A 16,052-nucleotide genomic window follows, 5' to 3' on the forward strand; every position below is an offset into this window, starting at 1 on the left:
GGCCCTCACTTTAAAGCAAAGAGTATACTCGCTACAGCCTCTGGAGAATAACGATCATGCCCTCTTTTGACATTGTTTCTGAAATTGACATGCACGAAGTGACCAATGCGGTGGATCAGGCCAAGCGTGATCTTGGCAATCGCTGGGACTTCAAGAACGTGGATGCGGATATTGAGCAGGATGAGAAAGGCCTTACCATTAGCGCACCGGAGGAGTTTCAGCTTGAGCAGCTAATGGATATGCTGCGAATGGCGTTCGCCAAACGCAACATTGACGGCCGTGCCCTTGCTGAAGATGGCGAAAGCAAAGCTGGCAAGCTGGTAAAACAGCACCTGCTTTTAAAGCAAGGCATTGAAACCGACATGGCAAAGAAGATTGTGAAGCTTATCAAAGATGCCAAACTGAAAGTGCAAGCCAGCATTCAGGGTGACAAGGTGCGGGTAACCGGTAAGAAAAGGGACGATCTACAAACCGCCATTGCGTTGTTGCGAGAGACGGAACTGGATGTACCTCTGCAGTTCAATAATTTTCGCGACTAACCCGGAGGCTCCACCATCTCAACCGGCACCCGCCTAGACTTAATCCGGGACACGCTATACACCTACACCCGTTGGCAGGTGATTGCCCTGCTGTTTCTCGGTTTTTCTGCCGGGTTACCGTTTTTGCTGGTTTTCTCCACTTTGAACGCCCGCTTGGCGGATGTGGGCGTGGAAACCGCCACTATCGGTTTTTTTAGTTGGCTGGGCATCACCTATTCCATCAAGGTGTTTTGGGCGCCGGTTGTGGACCGCCTGAAACTGCCGGTGCTGGATAAGCTACTGGGTAAGCGCCGTAGCTGGATTCTGTTCGCGCAAGCGGGAATTGCAACGGGCCTATACCTGATGGCCCATGTGGACGCCATTGCGGTGCCCGAAACCATGGCACTTTGTGGGTTGCTGGTGGCCTTTTCCTCTGCAACGCAGGATGTGGCTATAGATGCCTATCGCATTGAGATTGCGGAGGAGCGTCTACAGGCCGCGCTGGCGGCAACCTACATTTTCGGTTATCGGCTGGCTTTGTTGGTTGCCGGGGCTGGCGCTCTGTATTTGGCAGAGTTCTGGTCCTGGCAGGTGTCTTATGAGGTTATGGCTGCTCTGGTGGGCGTGGGAGCCGTAACCGTTTTGGTTGTGAAAGAACCTAGAGTGAACCACTATTCTGCAGCTCAGGATATAGCGCACAAAATTGAGCAAGAGGCCGCCAAGCGAACCCACCTTGGTCCACGGATAGCTCGGTTTGCGGGTTGGTTTTATGCGGCCGTGGCCGGTCCATTTTTGGATTTCTTTCGCCGCTATAAAGAGCTATCCATTGCGATTTTGTTAATGGTTGCCGTGTACCGCATTTCCGATATTGCCATGGGTGTGATGGCCAATCCCTTCTATCTGGATTTTATGGGCTTCAGCAAAACCCAAGTTGCAGACGTTACCAAAATTTTCGGTTTTTTCATGACCATCGCTGGCTCCCTCGCGGGCGGTGTTTTGGTTGTGCGCTATGGCACAAGGAAAATTCTTCTTATAGGCGCCATTCTGACCGCGAGCACCAATCTTTTGTTCGTGTTTCTGGCGCAGTACCCGCCCAATCTGGCCACCTTAGCGGTTGTGGTGAGTGCCGACAATCTCAGTGGCGGCATTGCCAATGTGGCCCTTATTGCTTGGCTTTCCAGTATGACCAGTGCCTCTTTCACTGCCACTCAGTATGCCTTGTTCAGTTCTCTAATGACTCTGCCAGGCAAGTTTTTGGGGGGCTTCTCAGGCATGGTGGTTGCGGGGTTTGGCTATGCAGAGTTTTTTCTGGTGGCGGGCCTTATGGGTGTCCCGGCTATTCTGTTGTCGGTGTTTATGATTCGTCAGGGTGAAAGACTGGATGCTCTGGCGCCGGATCATTCGGGTGGCAGCGAGTCAGATGTTCCTCAACCAACAGGAGGGTAGATGCTGTGGAGCAGCGAGATGAGCCGACTAAAGACCAGAAAATTTGGCAGGTTGTTATTGCTATCCCGGCTGGCAAGGTCGCAAGTTACGGCCAAGTAGCAGAAATGGCGGGCCTTGGGCAACAGGCCCGTTACATTGGTCGCGCTCTGGGCAAGCTTCCTCAGGGCCACTCAGTCCCCTGGTATCGTGTTATCCGCAGCAATGGCCAAATTGCCTTTCCACAGGGCTCCGAAATTTACCAAGAACAGGTTGTTTTACTGGAGGCTGAAGGCGTGGAAGTAATCAATGGCCGGGTGGCTATGAGGCAGTTTCGTTGGCAATAAGAGCCTGAAGATGCTCAAGCACCATCTGTTGTTGGTTGTTAGGGTTTTGTGCAAGACGATCTGTTAGATAGGGTGACAATTTTTTCAGAGCATTCAAACACTCGTCGTACAGAATGTTGGCTCGGGATGCTGTTAGCTCACAGACTTGTACACCAAATCGCTCAAGTTGCTTTCGGGATGTCCATTTTTTGCTGCCTGCAAGGGTGAGTGCGGGGATGTCCTGTTGGATGTACGCCGTTGTGCAGACGATATCGTAAGCCGGTGCCAGTATGACCGACTCTGAACTCTCGTATACCAAGCCGAAGTTCTTAAGGTGCGCGTCTCCGTTTTGTATAACGTTACTGATCACAAGCATTTTGAAGAACTGCTCCAGAGATCGGTTTTTGTTTTTGGGGCTCACAAAGGTTTTGATCGTTTTTGCGACTTGCTCATAGCTGCCGGTGTACTTGTCTTCTCGCTGCTTTGCCTGAAGGACACACATATCTTCAAAGCCCAATGCGCTTCCGTCGTCGTTGAGGTCAAACCGTTTCATGATGAAGAGTGATTCATCATCGGAGAGGTAGAACTCCGGCACAGGGATACCTGCATATTGGCATGCAAGCATGCAGCAGTATTCGTTTAGAGCAAGGGCTGGATAGTCTTGCCCCCAAGCTTTAACAATAAAATCATCCAAACGCAGAGTCGCTTTGTTCTCAAGTTGTGCCAGCACCTTGGGCTGTACGCCGCTCAGGGCAGAGCGCAATGCAAAACGTGAGACAAGTTCTTCGAAGAGATCTGGGTTGCCGGAATGCAAAAGTGTGTGCAAGTGAAGCGGCGGTTTTTCGAGTTGGTCATTGCGAGTGTACTCAATGCGCCCTCGGATATTTGGGGCAAGCAACTTGAGAAGCCCAAAGTCGTCCGTTTCTGTAATTTTGGCAAACTGCTTTTTTATGATTGAGAGCAGGTAGCCCTCAGGGAGATGCATCTCAAATATCGGGTGCAGCTGGCGGTGGCTGTAGTCCTTCCGACGCACGGGCATGGTCAGCGACACGAACTGATCCGAGGGCGTGGCGTTGCTGTAGCGGAAAACAAACTCTTCATCTTCTTGAAATAGCTTCCCTGCTTGCTGGTTTTCAACACATACGTTTAGCTCATTGCTCATCCCTCAGCTCCTCAAACGTAGGAAAAGGCGACTTGTCTCGAATGGCTAGTTCTTTGCCCAGATAGTCCAGTACCTTCATGATTTTCCGAATGCCAATGTCGCCCGACCGGCCATTTTCGAGCGCGTTGATTGTGGCCCGTGAGATGCCAAGGTGCTCTGCCATTTTTTGTTGGGACACTCCGTGTTGCTGGCGCAAGGCAGAGATAGTTTGTCCTAAGGTTTGGTAATCCATTTAGATATGCACTTTTATGACTAATTTAATTTACATATTAGGTTTCAATCCTGTTTTGTAAAGTATTTTATTCAATTCGGGTTGTGCCAATAAGAGGTTTTGCTAAGTCGCCTAGCCAGACAAATACCCACCAAATCTTGAAGTTTCAGGTTTTGCCCTAAATTAAATAGTACGTGCCGCGATGACGAGACCCTGATGCCCATATTTTTGTTTATTTTTATTATCATGCCCATCGCCGAAATGGCTGTGCTCATTCAGGTTGGTAGCGCAATTGGTGTTTTCAATACTATCGGTTTTGTACTGCTGACAGCGGTGATTGGCGCCTGGTTGCTACGGCAGCAAGGGCTGGCGACGCTGCTCAAGGCCAATCAACGCCTGAACAGCGGCGAGTTGCCCGCAAAAGAGGTGGCAGAAGGGTTAATTTTGGCGGTGGGTGGCGTGCTTTTGCTTACCCCCGGCTTCATTACCGACGCTGTCGGGTTTTTATGTTTGCTGCCGTTTAGCAGGCACTGGCTAGCTGCGCAAGCCTTGAAGCGCATGGTGGTATCGAGCCAAGGCGGCGGTTTTTATTTCCGCGCTGGCGGTGGCCGTTCTCCGTTCGGAGACGACCCTTTTGGTGATCGCAGCAACCCCTTCGGGCGCCAGCGCCCGTTCGACCGTGATGGGAGCGGCGATATTATCGAAGGGGAATACCGGGACGAGACAAAAACCGACCGGGATCGCCTCGATAAAAAGTGAAAAATTTATGGGTGCGGGTGTTGAAAACCCCCGGGCCAACCCCACATAGGTTTCACAAGTTAGCCGCAGGCTGATACTGGCTGGAAAACAGCAAGTTAGAGGCCGGGCAATTTTGTCGGATTGCATTTGCAATTCGGCCATCAACAGCAAATGTCATTGCCACATTAATCTGACTAATTGGAGAAACCGAGCAATGAAGATTCGTCCGCTACACGATCGTGTCGTTGTACGCCGTAAAGAAGAAGAAGAGAAAACTGCAGGTGGCATCGTGCTGCCGGGTAACGCTAAGGAAAAGCCGTCTCAAGGTGAAGTTATCGCCGTGGGTAACGGTCGTGTTCTGGAAAATGGCGAGACCCGTGCGCTGGCAGTCAAGGCGGGTGACACCGTGGTATTTGGCCAATACGCCGGCAACACCGTAAAGGTAGACGGTGAAGAGCTGCTCATCATGAGTGAAAGCGATATTTACGGCGTGCTTGAGTGATCGCTGAAGCAATTCGCACGAACAGTCAGTAACCCGATTGATTCAACGAATTCGGTTTAACGAACAGGAATAGAAGACATGTCAGCAAAAGAAGTTAAGTTCGGTGATAGCGCTCGTAAGCGCATGGTTGCAGGCGTCAACGTCCTTGCAGACGCGGTTCGAGTAACTCTGGGCCCCAAAGGCCGTAACGTGGTTTTGGAGAAGTCTTTTGGCGCTCCGGTTATTACCAAAGACGGTGTGTCGGTTGCCAAAGAAATCGAACTGAAAGACAAGTTCGAGAACATGGGCGCCCAGATGGTGAAGGAAGTTGCTTCCCAAGCTAATGAAACAGCTGGCGACGGTACTACTACGGCCACTGTTCTGGCCCAGTCTATTGTTAATGAAGGCGTTAAGTCAGTAACCGCGGGTATGAACCCGATGGATCTGAAGCGCGGTATTGATAAGGGACTGACGGAAGCCGTAAAAGCTATCCGTGAAATGGCCAAGCCTTGCGACGACAGCCGTGCTATTGCTCAGGTTGGTACCATCTCCGCCAACGGCGACGAGACCATTGGTAAGCTAATCGCTGATGCAATGGAAAAAGTAGGCAAAGAAGGCGTCATCACGGTTGAAGAAGGCCGTGGTCTGGAAGACGAGCTAGACGTAGTAGAGGGCATGCAGTTCGACCGCGGCTTCCTGTCTCCGTACTTCATCAACAATCAGGACAACATGTCTGTTGAGCTTGATGACCCTTACATGCTGCTGGTTGACAAGAAAATCTCCAACATCCGTGAGCTGCTCCCGGTGCTGGAAGCTGTTGCCAAAGCTGGCAAGCCGCTGATGATCATCGCCGAAGACATCGAAGGCGAAGCGCTGGCAACTCTGGTTGTTAACAACATGCGCGGCATTGTAAAAGTAGCTGCTGTTAAAGCGCCTGGCTTTGGTGATCGCCGCAAGGAAATGCTGCAGGACATCGCTATTCTTAGCGGTGGCACTGTGATTTCCGAAGAGGTTGGTCTGAGCCTTGAGAACACAACTCTGGACGACCTGGGTACAGCCAAGCGTGTAAACGTAACCAAGGAAAACACCACGATTATTGATGGTGCTGGTGCTCAGGCTGATATCGAAGCTCGCGTTGAGCAGGTTCGTAAGCAGATTGAAGACAGTTCTTCAGACTACGACAAAGAGAAGCTTCAAGAGCGTGTAGCCAAGCTGGCTGGCGGTGTTGCCGTCATCAAGGTGGGCGCCGGTTCTGAAGTGGAAATGAAAGAGAAGAAGGCACGCGTTGAAGACGCCCTTCACTCTACCCGTGCTGCTGTTGAAGAAGGCATTGTGCCTGGTGGTGGCGTAACCCTAATCCGCGCGATTGCTGCGCTGGACAAGGTTGACGCGATCAACGAAGAGCAGAAAGCCGGTGTTAACATCCTGCGTCGTGCGATGGAAGCTCCATTGCGCCAGATCGTTTCCAACGCTGGAGGTGAGTCTTCAGTTGTTGTTGCCAAGGTTCGCGAAGGCGAAGGCTCTTTCGGCTACAACGCTGCGATTGAAGAGTACGGTGATATGCTGGAAATGGGTATCCTAGACCCAGCCAAGGTAACCCGCTCTGCACTACAGGCTGCTGCATCTGTTGCATCTTTGATCATCACCACTGAGGCGATGGTTGCAGATGAGCCGGATGACGAGAAAGCCGGTGGCGGCATGCCAGATATGGGTGGAATGGGCGGAATGGGAGGTATGGGCGGCATGATGTGATGCCGTTCATAACTTGCTGATTCCGACTGCGTCTCAAATTGAGAGGCGTGGCCTGATCTGCTCTCGAAAACCCCGCGTCGGTTCACACTGGCGTGGGGTTTTTGTTTTTTTGTCATGAACTTGGCGAGAGCGTTTGTTAGACTCGGCAACCTGCCAACTGTTTGTGTGTATCTGAATGAGTGACGCTGAATCCAAGCCTTTCTTCCGCCTCGGTAAGCTGTTTTTGCTTATGCTGCTTGGGCTGTTTTTTTATATCGGCGCACTGATTGTGTTTGTTCCTGCTGGCTGGGTGTGGCATCAGGCTTCTGCTCATATTTCCTTGCCACCTCAGGTTCAAGTGAAGCAGGTGGCGGGTAAGTTATGGGATGGTGCGGCTGGTGTTGTTGTCGCGGGATTTCCTTTACGGATTGAATGGGCGCTAGGCTGGCCGTCTATTACGGGTTTGGAGCAGACGGTGCGGGTTTCTGTGGAATCTCGACAGTCGTCTATTACGGGCGATATAACCTTGGGCTGGCCTGCAAATGCTCGGCTGAATGCTCGCGGTCATGTGGCCGTGGTTGAGTTTGAAGAACTGATCCGCCGCAGCGGTGGCGCGATGATTGAGGGTGATGTAAGTATCGACCGCTTAATTCTCGAGTGGGCGGATGACCGCGTGGTTCGTGCGGACGGTCTCGGAAGATGGGCTGGCGGGAGTGTAAGCTGGCCTATGGGTAACCAGACAGGGCAGGCACAGTTCCCACCCATGCAGGCTAATATGGATACCACAAGCGGCGGTGTGGGGCTGGTTGTTTCAGAGCAGGCGGGTAACGGCCCGGCTGCAGATGCCAATATTCTGTGGAACGGCATGATGGAATTGCGGGTTTACAAGCGCATGATAGATCTGGCTGGGCAGCCTTGGTCGGACACAGCTAGCCCCGATGATGTTGTGTTCCGCATAAAACAGCCTCTATTGCCGGAGGCTCGTTGATGACGGCTATGCCAGCCCCGGAAACTCAGCATCGAATAGCGAAAGCAGTCGCCAACTTACTTCTTATGTGGCTGGTCATTTATTTGGGCATCGCGATGGCGAATGTCACTTGGCTTTTCGTCTGGCAAGACAAGCCGGTTGCGGTTTCTTCTGGTCCTGACTCCTCCGCGGGTAGGGCTTCCGGGAGTTTGAGTTCAAGTAGCTATCCCATGGCAAGCTACGAGTTTTTTGGTCGCGCGGAAGCGACGGGAGAAGTGGCAGAAGCTGCTAAGCGAGCTGCGCCGGAAACAGGGTTGAGCCTTAGGCTTGAAGGTGTTCTAGTAGGTCAGCGTCCGGAAGACTCTGGTGCTATAGTGGCTGGGAGCAATGGCGAAACAGCCTGGTATCGTGTTGGCGACGTTTTGCCCGGTAATGCCGAACTGGCCGAAGTTGAGTCCGAGCGCATATTGATTCGCCGGGGCGGACGCTATGAGTCATTAAACTTCGAGGAAGATGACGCATCCACAATGGTTGCGGAAGTTGCCCGCAGGCCTTCAGAATCCTCGCCCGAAGCGTTTTTAGAAAACGCACGGCAGCAACTCGATAGCGCTGGGGTGGCCGCTCTAACGCCTTACGGCCTTAGCCCGGTTGATGACACAGGTGCCTCGGGTTATGTGTACAACGGTTCCAATGCCATGCTGAATGCTGTGAATCTCAAAGCTGGCGATGTGATTACTGCCATCAACGGGCAACGCTTGGGTGATGTGGAGCAGGATCGCTCGCTGTTGGAGAGTTGGCGTGGCCAGGCCAGCCTTGATATAGAAATCGAACGTGACGGGTCTATCCTCACCATAAGTTATGCCATACCTGAGCAGTGGCGCTGACAGGGTTCATCGATACAGGACGAAATCGCCAGATGTATAACTACAAGACCAATTTATTGCGGACCTTGGCTCTGCTTATCCTTCTTCCTCTTATGTCGGCAGCCTACGCTCAGGACGAAACCTGGCGGCTTAACCTCAAAGACGCAGACATCCGCGCTTTTGTTACTCAGGTTGCAGACATTACCGGGTACAGCTTTGTGGTAGACCCTAGGGTGAAAGGCAAGGTAACGGTTCTTTCCAGTGCCCCGATGAACAAAAACGAAATCTACGATCTGTTTCTAGCCGTGCTCAACGTGCATGGATTTACGGCTATTCCCGGGGAAGAGGTTATCAAGGTTGTTCAGCAAGTTGATGCGAAGCAGTCCGCCGAAGTGCTGGGGCGTTTCTCAAGTATTCCCTCCGAGCAGCTTATAACCCGGGTTATTCAGATCGATAACGCCAACGCGCTGGAGCTGGTTCCTATTCTGCGGCCCTTGGTCGCAAAGTATGGCCATCTTGCAGGTGTAGCTGCAGCCAACGCCCTAATTATTAGTGATCACGCCTCCAACATTAAGCGTATGGAGCAAATTGTTAGGGAGCTAGATAGCCCGTCGAAATACGAAGTGGAAGTTATCAAGCTAAAAGAGGCTTGGGTTGGCGATATGGTTGCTTTGTTGCAAGAGCTTGCTCCGGATGAGCTTGGCCGTGCAGGTACAGATAACTCTGCAAGAAAATACAGCGTTACCGCTGATGAGCGCAGCAATCGCCTTATTCTTCGTGGCGATGAAACCTTTCGCGGAAAAATGCGCGGCTTGATTGCACAGCTGGATCAGCCTTCCGCCAGTGGCGGGGCCACCAAAGTTATCCGTCTTAAGCATGCCGATGCAAAGGGCCTTAGTGAGCTTTTAAAAGGCATTATGGGTGAGGTCACCAAAGAAACAGCCGGTGGAAGTGGTGCGGCCGGTGGTGGCGCCAGTACAAAGCCCCAGGGTAATTTTGCGGTATTTGCAGATGAAGGGCTAAACGCATTGGTTGTTCGGGGCGAGCCGTCTTTGATGCAGGAGGCTGAGGAAATTGTCGCTGCGCTGGATGTGCGCCGTGCTCAGGTGTTGATTGAAGCTGCGATTGTGGAGATCAGTGATGAACTGGGTCAAGATCTGGGCGTTCAGGTAGCTGTTGGCGATGAGTCAGGCTCTTCAACACCTGTGGTGGGCACCAATTTTGGCAACGTAGGTAAGAGCCTCGGTGATGTGCTGAGCGCGATATTGACCGAGTCAGCGATTACGCCAGCTGTTGGCGGCATAACCTTGGGTGCTGGCCAGAGGGACAAGGGTGGAGTTAGCTGGGGTATTCTACTACAGGCCCTGTCTACGTCAGCTGCGGCTAACCTGTTATCGACGCCAAGCATCATTACACTGGATAACCAAGAGTCGGAGATTATTGTGGGCCAGAACGTGCCTTTCCGCACGGGTCAATCCACGGTGGCAGGTGATGGCACCACTAACCCGTTCACGACCATTGAGCGCCGTGATATTGGTCTTACGCTAAAGGTAACACCAACAATCAGCGCGGACGGCCTTGTGAGACTGGTGGTGGAGCAAACAACGGAAAGCGTAGCCGATAGCATTGATAACGCTTCTGATATCGTTACTAACAAGCGTGAGATCAAGACAACCGTGCTCGCGGATGATGGCGAAACCATAGTGCTGGGTGGTCTTACCCGCGATGATTACTCGGTGAGCAAGAGCAAGGTGCCGTTGCTGGGCGATATCCCCTATCTTGGCCGACTGTTTTCATCAGAGTCTGAGCGCCGAGTAAAGCGAAACCTGCTGGTTTTTTTGCGGCCGAAAATCATGTTGGGTAAGGCGGAAGCGGTTACGGTTACCTCGGAGAAGTTCAATAAACTCTGGAAGGTGAATCTCGACATACGCAACAAGCTGGGACTGCCAGAAGTTAAAGCAAACCCTGGTGTAAATGTCTTGTTCAGTGCAGGGGAGGGTGAGCAGGCCCGATAAGTCTGCTAGCTCACACCACCATCGGTGGCATTGGGCAGTCCATTTGGTCTGCCACTAGCCTCATTAGTTCGTATTCCCTCGGCTCAATTACTCCATCGTAGGTAATGCAGTGTCCGCAGGCGTCGATAACGGCAGGCTTTAATAACGGAGAAAGCCCGTTCAGTGCTTTCAGCGCTTCCTGTAACTGGCGCATGCTTACTTTTTCGAGCATTGGGTGATCTTCATGGTCGTTGTTGGCGAAGCCCGCCATAGCTTCATGGTACAAGGCTTGAGCCTCATGCTGAGTATTGCCCACACCGGCTCGAGCCAAGAGGCTAAGAAGCCGTTGCAGTGAAGGCATCACGGCCTTATAGCTGCGATAGCGAACGGGAATGGCCCGGGCAGCATCTACTCCGAGGTGGCGCGAAAGAAAGCTGGTAAGCGCCAGCTCAAACAGCGTAACCTTGTTGTCTGCGTTCACTAATACTCTTACCCACCGAATCAAATCCGCGCGCTCTTCAGGATCGAGCTTTCTGAGTGCTGGCATTGCCAGCTCAAGTGCCGGGAAGCGAACGGCGTCCCCTATTTTCTGGAGTGTCGGGATCAGCTTTGCCAGCAGGTCGGACTGCGGGCCAAATAACGAGTGTTCGGGAAGTAATGCGAGCCGACCAGCCTGTTCTTGTTGGGGTAGATCGCTAATAAGCAACGCATAACACAGTTGAATGGCGCCCGCCCGAGTGTAGAGCAAACCGCGAAAGGTTGAGGGCAGTTGTTGAAGGAGCTTGATTGCAAAGTCTTCACCTTCCGGGCTGATGGTGCCGACTCTTTCAGAGAGTCTTTGCATGCTGTCGGGGCTGGGTGCAGCATGCGTGGCAATTGCGGAGCCAGAAAGCGACGTGCGCCTGCCAGAGACGGTGCCGTAGAGGTCGGTGGCTGCACTTGCGATGCCTGAAACCCCAGTTGGTTGAAATCCCGCGGTTGCAGAGCGCAGGTCAGCTCCAGGCTCAGTGTCGCGCAGGCGGCTTTTCAGGCGCGCCATAAGCCCGGGTTGGATGGCTTGAATGCGTTGTTCAATCGGTGGGTGAGACGCAAGCAGCGAGGTGAACTTCATGCGTGCCGCTTCGCCAAAGCACATGTGGTTCATGTTGCTGGCATGGCCGGTCGTATCCAAGTAGCTGCCCCTGAGCCCGATTTTAAAGAGGGCGCCGCCAATGCCGTCTGGGTTGCGGGTGAACTGCACCGAAGACGCATCGGCTAAGGTTTCCCGTTGTCGGGATACGGCGGCCTGTATCAATCGCCCGAAAAAAACACCCACATACCCGATTATAAACAGCGCTATGCCAACAACGCCCATGGCGGCTTGGGCTCGCCCGTCTCGATTGCGGCCGGTGGTGCGCCCACTGCTATAAAATGACGAGCGAAGCAGGAATCCGCCAATCTGCCCGATCATCAAAATGCCCGCTAGCAGCGCAATCAGGCGAACGTTTAAGCGCATGTCGCCATTAAATATGTGGCTGAATTCGTGCCCTACAACACCTTGCAGTTCGTCTCGGGTTAGTTGTGTTATCGCGCCATGAGTGACCACCATCACTGCCGAGCCGGGGGTGTACCCGGCCACAAAGGCATTGATGCCGGTTTCGTTGTCCATGATGTAGAGTTCCGGCACAGGCACACCGCTGGCAATGGCCATTTCTTCTACAATATTGCACAGCTTGCGCTCGTCGCTGTCTCGGGTATCCGGGTCAATGGGGCGGGCGCCAACCATTTTCGCAACGCGACTACCCCCACCGGCAAGATCCGCCCAGCGTATCAATGAGCCCATGCAAATAAGAAGTATCACCGCTGCTGCGGTAATTAGCCCGTGACTGGACAGCAGCCAGTGATGAAAGGGTTGGCCGGAGGTTTCGCTTCGGGTTACAAAGTAACCCACCAGACACACTGCCAGAGTGATCAGCACTACAGCGGCAAGGAACAAGGCCACCAACAAGCTGGTGTTGCGCCGGGCGCTAGCCTGACGCTGGAAAAATCCGGGGTGAGCCATGTGTCAGGGCCTCAAAAGGCCACTTTAGGCGCCTGACGGGCCTCTGGAGACTCAAGCTCTAGCTGGGAGGTTTCCTTGAAGGCAAACATGCCCGCAATCACGTTGTTGGGAAACTGCTCGCGAAAGATGTTATAGCTCATCACGCCATCGTTATAGGCTTGGCGGGCAAAAGACACGCGATTTTCAGTGCTGGAAAGCTCTTCCATCAATTGCTGGATGGTCTCATTGGCTTTCAGGTCAGGGTAGTTCTCCGCTACCGCATAGAAGTTGGCTAGAGCTTTGGTGAGCAAGTTCTCGGCACCGCCAAGACGCTGGATTTTGGTGCCGTCGCCGGGGTCTTTTGCTGCGTCTTTCTGGGCGCTCACAGCGTTGTTTCTGGCTTCCATAACTTGAGTGAGCGTTGATTTTTCATGGGTTAGATAAGCTTTGGCCGCTTCGACCAGATTGGGGATCAGGTCGTGTCTGCGTTGGAGTTGCACATCAATCTGCGCAAAGGCATTTTTGAACTGGTTGCGCAGAGAAACCAGACGGTTGTAGATAAAAACCAGATAGATTACCGCAACGGCAATAACGATCAGGCCAATAATGGTAGTGCCCATGGCAAATCCTCACAGGTAATGAATCAGGCGTTGTTTTCTACGATTTTTTCGTGAAATCCCTGCACAAACGTCTCGAAATCCGCAGGGCGCAGTGGCCTACTGAAGAAGTAACCTTGCGCCAGTTTGCACCCGCGTTGGGTGAGATAATACTCTTGCTCTGCCGTTTCAACACCTTCGGCGACCACGGTTAAATTGAGACTTTTGCCAAGGTCGATAATGGTGTTGGTGATGCGGGTGTCTTCTTCATTAATGAGCAGGTCCCGAATGAACTGCTTATCAATTTTTAGATGTTGCACCGGCATTTTTTTAAGGTAAGTAAGTGACGAGTAACCAGTTCCAAAATCGTCTACCGCAAGGCTGATGCCAGCTCGATGCAGGGTGTGCAATTTGGCTACAGCATCGGACAGGTTGGTCATGAAGCTGGTTTCTGTCACTTCTAGCTCGAGACGGCCCGCCGGAATTTCATGACGCTTCAAAGTACCCAGAATGTCATCAACAATGGTGTTTTGGCGTAACTGCACCGCGGACAGATTTACGGCAATACGCAGAGGCAACCCTTTGTCTGCCCACAGTTTGGCTTGAAGACAGGCTTGCTCTAGAACCCATTGGCCAATTTCGACAATAGAGCCGTTGTTCTCGGCAACAGGTATGAAATAATCCGGCGGAACCAGCCCGCGTACAGGGTGCTCCCAGCGGAGCAGTGCCTCAGCACCTATAACCCGCTTAGTCTCTAGGTTTATCTGAGGTTGGTAAACAAGGTGCAGCTGATTCAATGACAAGGCTTTGGATAGATCTTTCTCCAGCTGTTTACGGTCTCGGATTTCCTGATCAATACTGGCTACGTAGAACTGGAAATGGTCCCTCCCTTTCTGTTTCGCCAGCATCATAGTTTGCTCGGCGCTTTGAAGCAGTCTATCTGATTGCTTGGCGTCAGCGGGGTAGAGCGCAATGCCCAGTGTTGCGGTCATGGAAACACTCTGGCCTTCGATCCTTATGGGTTCGCTAATACCGGCAAGAATAGCTTCAGCAGTGTCCGCAGCTTGAAAACCGTCTTTAAGCCTCTTTTCGACAACGACAAATTGATCGCCGCCAAGGCGTGCTATTGTGAAGCGTGATCCGCTGAGTGAATTTATGAGTCTGTCGGCAACAATTTGAAGGGAGAGGTCCCCGGCGCGGAACCCGCACTGATCGTTAACAGACTTGAAATCATCAACGCCGCAAACCATGACCGACAAAAGTGTTTGGTTGTGTTTGGATTCTTCTATATCAGCGTTTAAAAGCTCCATAAAGCTATCTCGGCTTAGCAGCCCTGTAAGCTGATCATAGCGTGAGAGTCGGCTTACTCGGTCTTCTGCTTCCCGGTGGCGCTTCTGGCTATCCCCAATGGCACTTAGCAGTGTGTTGGTGGCACCCACCCAAAGCCCGAGTTCATCTTTCTCATGGCCAACAGGTGTAGCAATTAAGCGGTCATCTGGATGCGCCGGGTCTACCTGTTTTACCGAATGTACAATGCGCAGCAGTGGGCGGGTTAGCAGCATGTAAAACACGAAGAACAATACCATGCCGAGAATGACCGCAGTAGCCACCACAGAGGTAAAGGTCACGGCGGCTCGCCCCAGCCATATGTGGGCGGCAGGCACAGTATCGTAGTGAACATCAAAATAGCCGTAAACAGTATCTGAACCGCTGTTGCGTTTCAGTTCTGTGCGGTATTGGCGCTCGACACCAAAAATAGCGTCAGTCAGCGGCCTAAAGACGCTTTCGGCCATAGGTCGCTCACGCTTGCTTAGGGGCTCTTCGTTCGTGTGTAGTATCTGGGCTAGATGTACGGCTTTACGGGCAAACAGACCGTCCACTACTTGGTCTGCCAGATCAGCATCAATACTGAACACGGCTTGAGTTGCCGCGTCTTTAACCATGGCGATGGTTTGCATGGCTTCATTGTCCAGATCAGCAGAAACACGGCGTGCATCGAGCACCACCTGTATGGCGCTTAAAATCACACCGCTGATAAGCGCGACGGCCAGTATCCAGCGGAGGATTCTATAGCCGAGACGATTTTCAACCTCAAAAGATTTCCGCATTTAGACCCGTCGTTAGCCTATTTATTAGGCGCCCAGATACCTGAAGCTGGAGTATGTCGGCGGCTTTGGCTCAGCTTGCCGACAGTACGGATTATTATTCAGATTAAACTACACCACATGCAGTATCGGTGATTTTTTTGAATACTTCACAATACTGGCGTTTCAATTTGTAAACTTGATCAACGCTCACACAAAAACGCCCGCTGAATGCGGGCGTTTTACATTCAGCCGTCACCAGCTGAATTTGGAAAACTAGCCAATTGATTAGGCCAGATTTTCGTTCACGAAATCCCAGTTAACAAGATTCCAGAACGCTTCCAAATAGTTCGGACGGGAGTTGCGATAGTCAATATAGTACGCGTGCTCCCAAACATCCACTGTCAGAACAGGCTTGTCAGCGCCGGTAAGCGGTGTTTCTGCGTTGCTGGTATTGGCAATGGCAACGCTACCGTCAGCTTTCTTCACCAGCCATGTCCAGCCTGAGCCGAAGTTGTTGGCAGCTTTGTCGTTAAACTCTTTCTTGAAGTTATCGAAAGAGCCAAACGCCTTTTCGATGGCGTCTTTTGCTGCGCCTGTTGGCTCGCCGCCGCCGTTAGGGCTTAGGCAGTGCCAGTAGAAAGTGTGGTTCCACACCTGTGCTGCGTTGTTGAACAACGGGCCGCTAGCACTCTTGATGATATCTTCAAGCGACTTGTTGGCGTTGTCGGTACCTTCAACCAGTCCGTTAAGCTTGGTTACGTAGGTGTTGTGGTGCTTACCGTAATGGTACTCGAGGGTTTCAGCAGAGATGTGTGGTGCCAGTGCGTCTTTTGCGTAAGGTAGTGCTGGAAGTTCAAATGCCATGAGGTCGTTCTCCCTAGTCTCTCTATTATGGTGAGTGTTACTGCACTAATATAGGGTCGATTTGAGCGATAT

The 16,052-nt window shown here is 52.2% G+C and carries 15 protein-coding genes; 9 read left to right on the plus strand and 6 right to left on the minus strand.

Translation table 11 applies throughout. The features are described 5' to 3' along the window. Positions 1 to 56 precede the first annotated feature (56 nt). From MWU62_RS07670 to MWU62_RS07680, 3 genes are all read left to right on the plus strand, one after another. Entirely contained in the window at positions 57 to 539 is a 483-nt protein-coding gene (locus tag MWU62_RS07670) for a YajQ family cyclic di-GMP-binding protein (RefSeq protein ID WP_200361634.1), read from the plus strand. 78 nt (positions 540 to 617) lie between these two features. Continuing rightward, complete coding sequence (locus tag MWU62_RS07675; RefSeq protein WP_247114288.1) at positions 618 to 1,964, plus strand: MFS transporter; 1,347 nt, start codon at positions 618 to 620, stop codon at positions 1,962 to 1,964. 5 nt (positions 1,965 to 1,969) lie between these two features. After that, entirely contained in the window at positions 1,970 to 2,287 is a 318-nt protein-coding gene (locus tag MWU62_RS07680) for an MGMT family protein (RefSeq protein WP_247114289.1), read from the plus strand. On the opposite strand, the gene MWU62_RS07685 is transcribed toward MWU62_RS07680, so the two are convergent. Then, positions 2,262 to 3,428 (minus strand): type II toxin-antitoxin system HipA family toxin, encoded by a 1,167-nt coding sequence (locus MWU62_RS07685; RefSeq protein ID WP_247114290.1) that lies wholly within the window; start codon positions 3,426 to 3,428, stop codon positions 2,262 to 2,264. The two genes, MWU62_RS07680 and MWU62_RS07685, sit on opposite strands and share 26 nt — an antisense overlap. Then, positions 3,418 to 3,660: a helix-turn-helix transcriptional regulator gene (locus MWU62_RS07690; RefSeq protein WP_247114291.1), complete on the minus strand. Its 243-nt coding sequence runs from the start codon at positions 3,658 to 3,660 to the stop codon at positions 3,418 to 3,420. The genes MWU62_RS07685 and MWU62_RS07690 overlap by 11 nt, the downstream gene beginning before the upstream one ends. Positions 3,661 to 3,855: 195 nt before the next feature. Between MWU62_RS07690 and MWU62_RS07695 the strand changes: the two genes are divergently transcribed. From MWU62_RS07695 to gspD, 6 genes are all read left to right on the plus strand, one after another. Then, the gene (locus MWU62_RS07695; protein ID WP_247114292.1) at positions 3,856 to 4,398 is read left to right on the plus strand and encodes an FxsA family protein; all 543 of its coding nucleotides are present in this window, start codon (positions 3,856 to 3,858) and stop codon (positions 4,396 to 4,398) included. A 193-nt stretch (positions 4,399 to 4,591) separates the two neighbouring features. Then, entirely contained in the window at positions 4,592 to 4,879 is a 288-nt protein-coding gene (gene groES, locus MWU62_RS07700; protein ID WP_247114293.1) for a co-chaperone GroES, read from the plus strand. Between the two features lie 78 nt (positions 4,880 to 4,957). Further along, positions 4,958 to 6,610, plus strand: a complete 1,653-nt coding sequence (gene groL, locus MWU62_RS07705; RefSeq protein ID WP_247114294.1) for a chaperonin GroEL — start codon at positions 4,958 to 4,960, stop codon at positions 6,608 to 6,610. Between the two features lie 175 nt (positions 6,611 to 6,785). Beyond that, on the plus strand, positions 6,786 to 7,577 hold the full coding sequence (gspN, locus tag MWU62_RS07710) for a type II secretion system protein N (RefSeq protein ID WP_247114295.1): 792 nt from the start codon (positions 6,786 to 6,788) through the stop codon (positions 7,575 to 7,577). Continuing rightward, positions 7,577 to 8,440 carry a type II secretion system protein N gene (locus MWU62_RS07715; RefSeq protein ID WP_247114296.1) on the plus strand — a complete coding sequence of 288 codons (864 nt, stop codon included), beginning with the start codon at positions 7,577 to 7,579 and terminating at the stop codon, positions 8,438 to 8,440. The genes gspN and MWU62_RS07715 overlap by 1 nt, the downstream gene beginning before the upstream one ends. 32 nt (positions 8,441 to 8,472) lie before the next feature. Beyond that, on the plus strand, positions 8,473 to 10,434 hold the full coding sequence (gspD, locus tag MWU62_RS07720) for a type II secretion system secretin GspD (protein ID WP_247114297.1): 1,962 nt from the start codon (positions 8,473 to 8,475) through the stop codon (positions 10,432 to 10,434). Between the two features lie 10 nt (positions 10,435 to 10,444). Here gspD and MWU62_RS07725 read toward each other — a convergent pair whose 3' ends face one another. The 4 genes from MWU62_RS07725 to sodB all read right to left on the minus strand — a co-directional run bounded on the left by MWU62_RS07725 (position 10,445) and on the right by sodB (position 15,980). Further along, a complete protein-coding gene (locus MWU62_RS07725; RefSeq protein ID WP_247114298.1) occupies positions 10,445 to 12,454 on the minus strand; it encodes a M48 family metallopeptidase in 2,010 nt (669 codons plus the stop codon). Between the two features lie 11 nt (positions 12,455 to 12,465). After that, entirely contained in the window at positions 12,466 to 13,053 is a 588-nt protein-coding gene (locus MWU62_RS07730) for a LemA family protein (protein ID WP_200361624.1), read from the minus strand. 23 nt (positions 13,054 to 13,076) lie between these two features. Then, a complete protein-coding gene (locus tag MWU62_RS07735) occupies positions 13,077 to 15,137 on the minus strand; it encodes a GGDEF domain-containing phosphodiesterase (protein WP_247114299.1) in 2,061 nt (686 codons plus the stop codon). Between the two features lie 264 nt (positions 15,138 to 15,401). After that, positions 15,402 to 15,980: a superoxide dismutase [Fe] gene (gene sodB / locus MWU62_RS07740; RefSeq protein WP_247114300.1), complete on the minus strand. Its 579-nt coding sequence runs from the start codon at positions 15,978 to 15,980 to the stop codon at positions 15,402 to 15,404. Positions 15,981 to 16,052 lie beyond the last annotated feature (72 nt).

This window comes from Marinobacter sp. S6332 (assembly GCF_023016045.1).
Taxonomy (GTDB): Bacteria; Pseudomonadota; Gammaproteobacteria; order Pseudomonadales; family Oleiphilaceae; genus Marinobacter.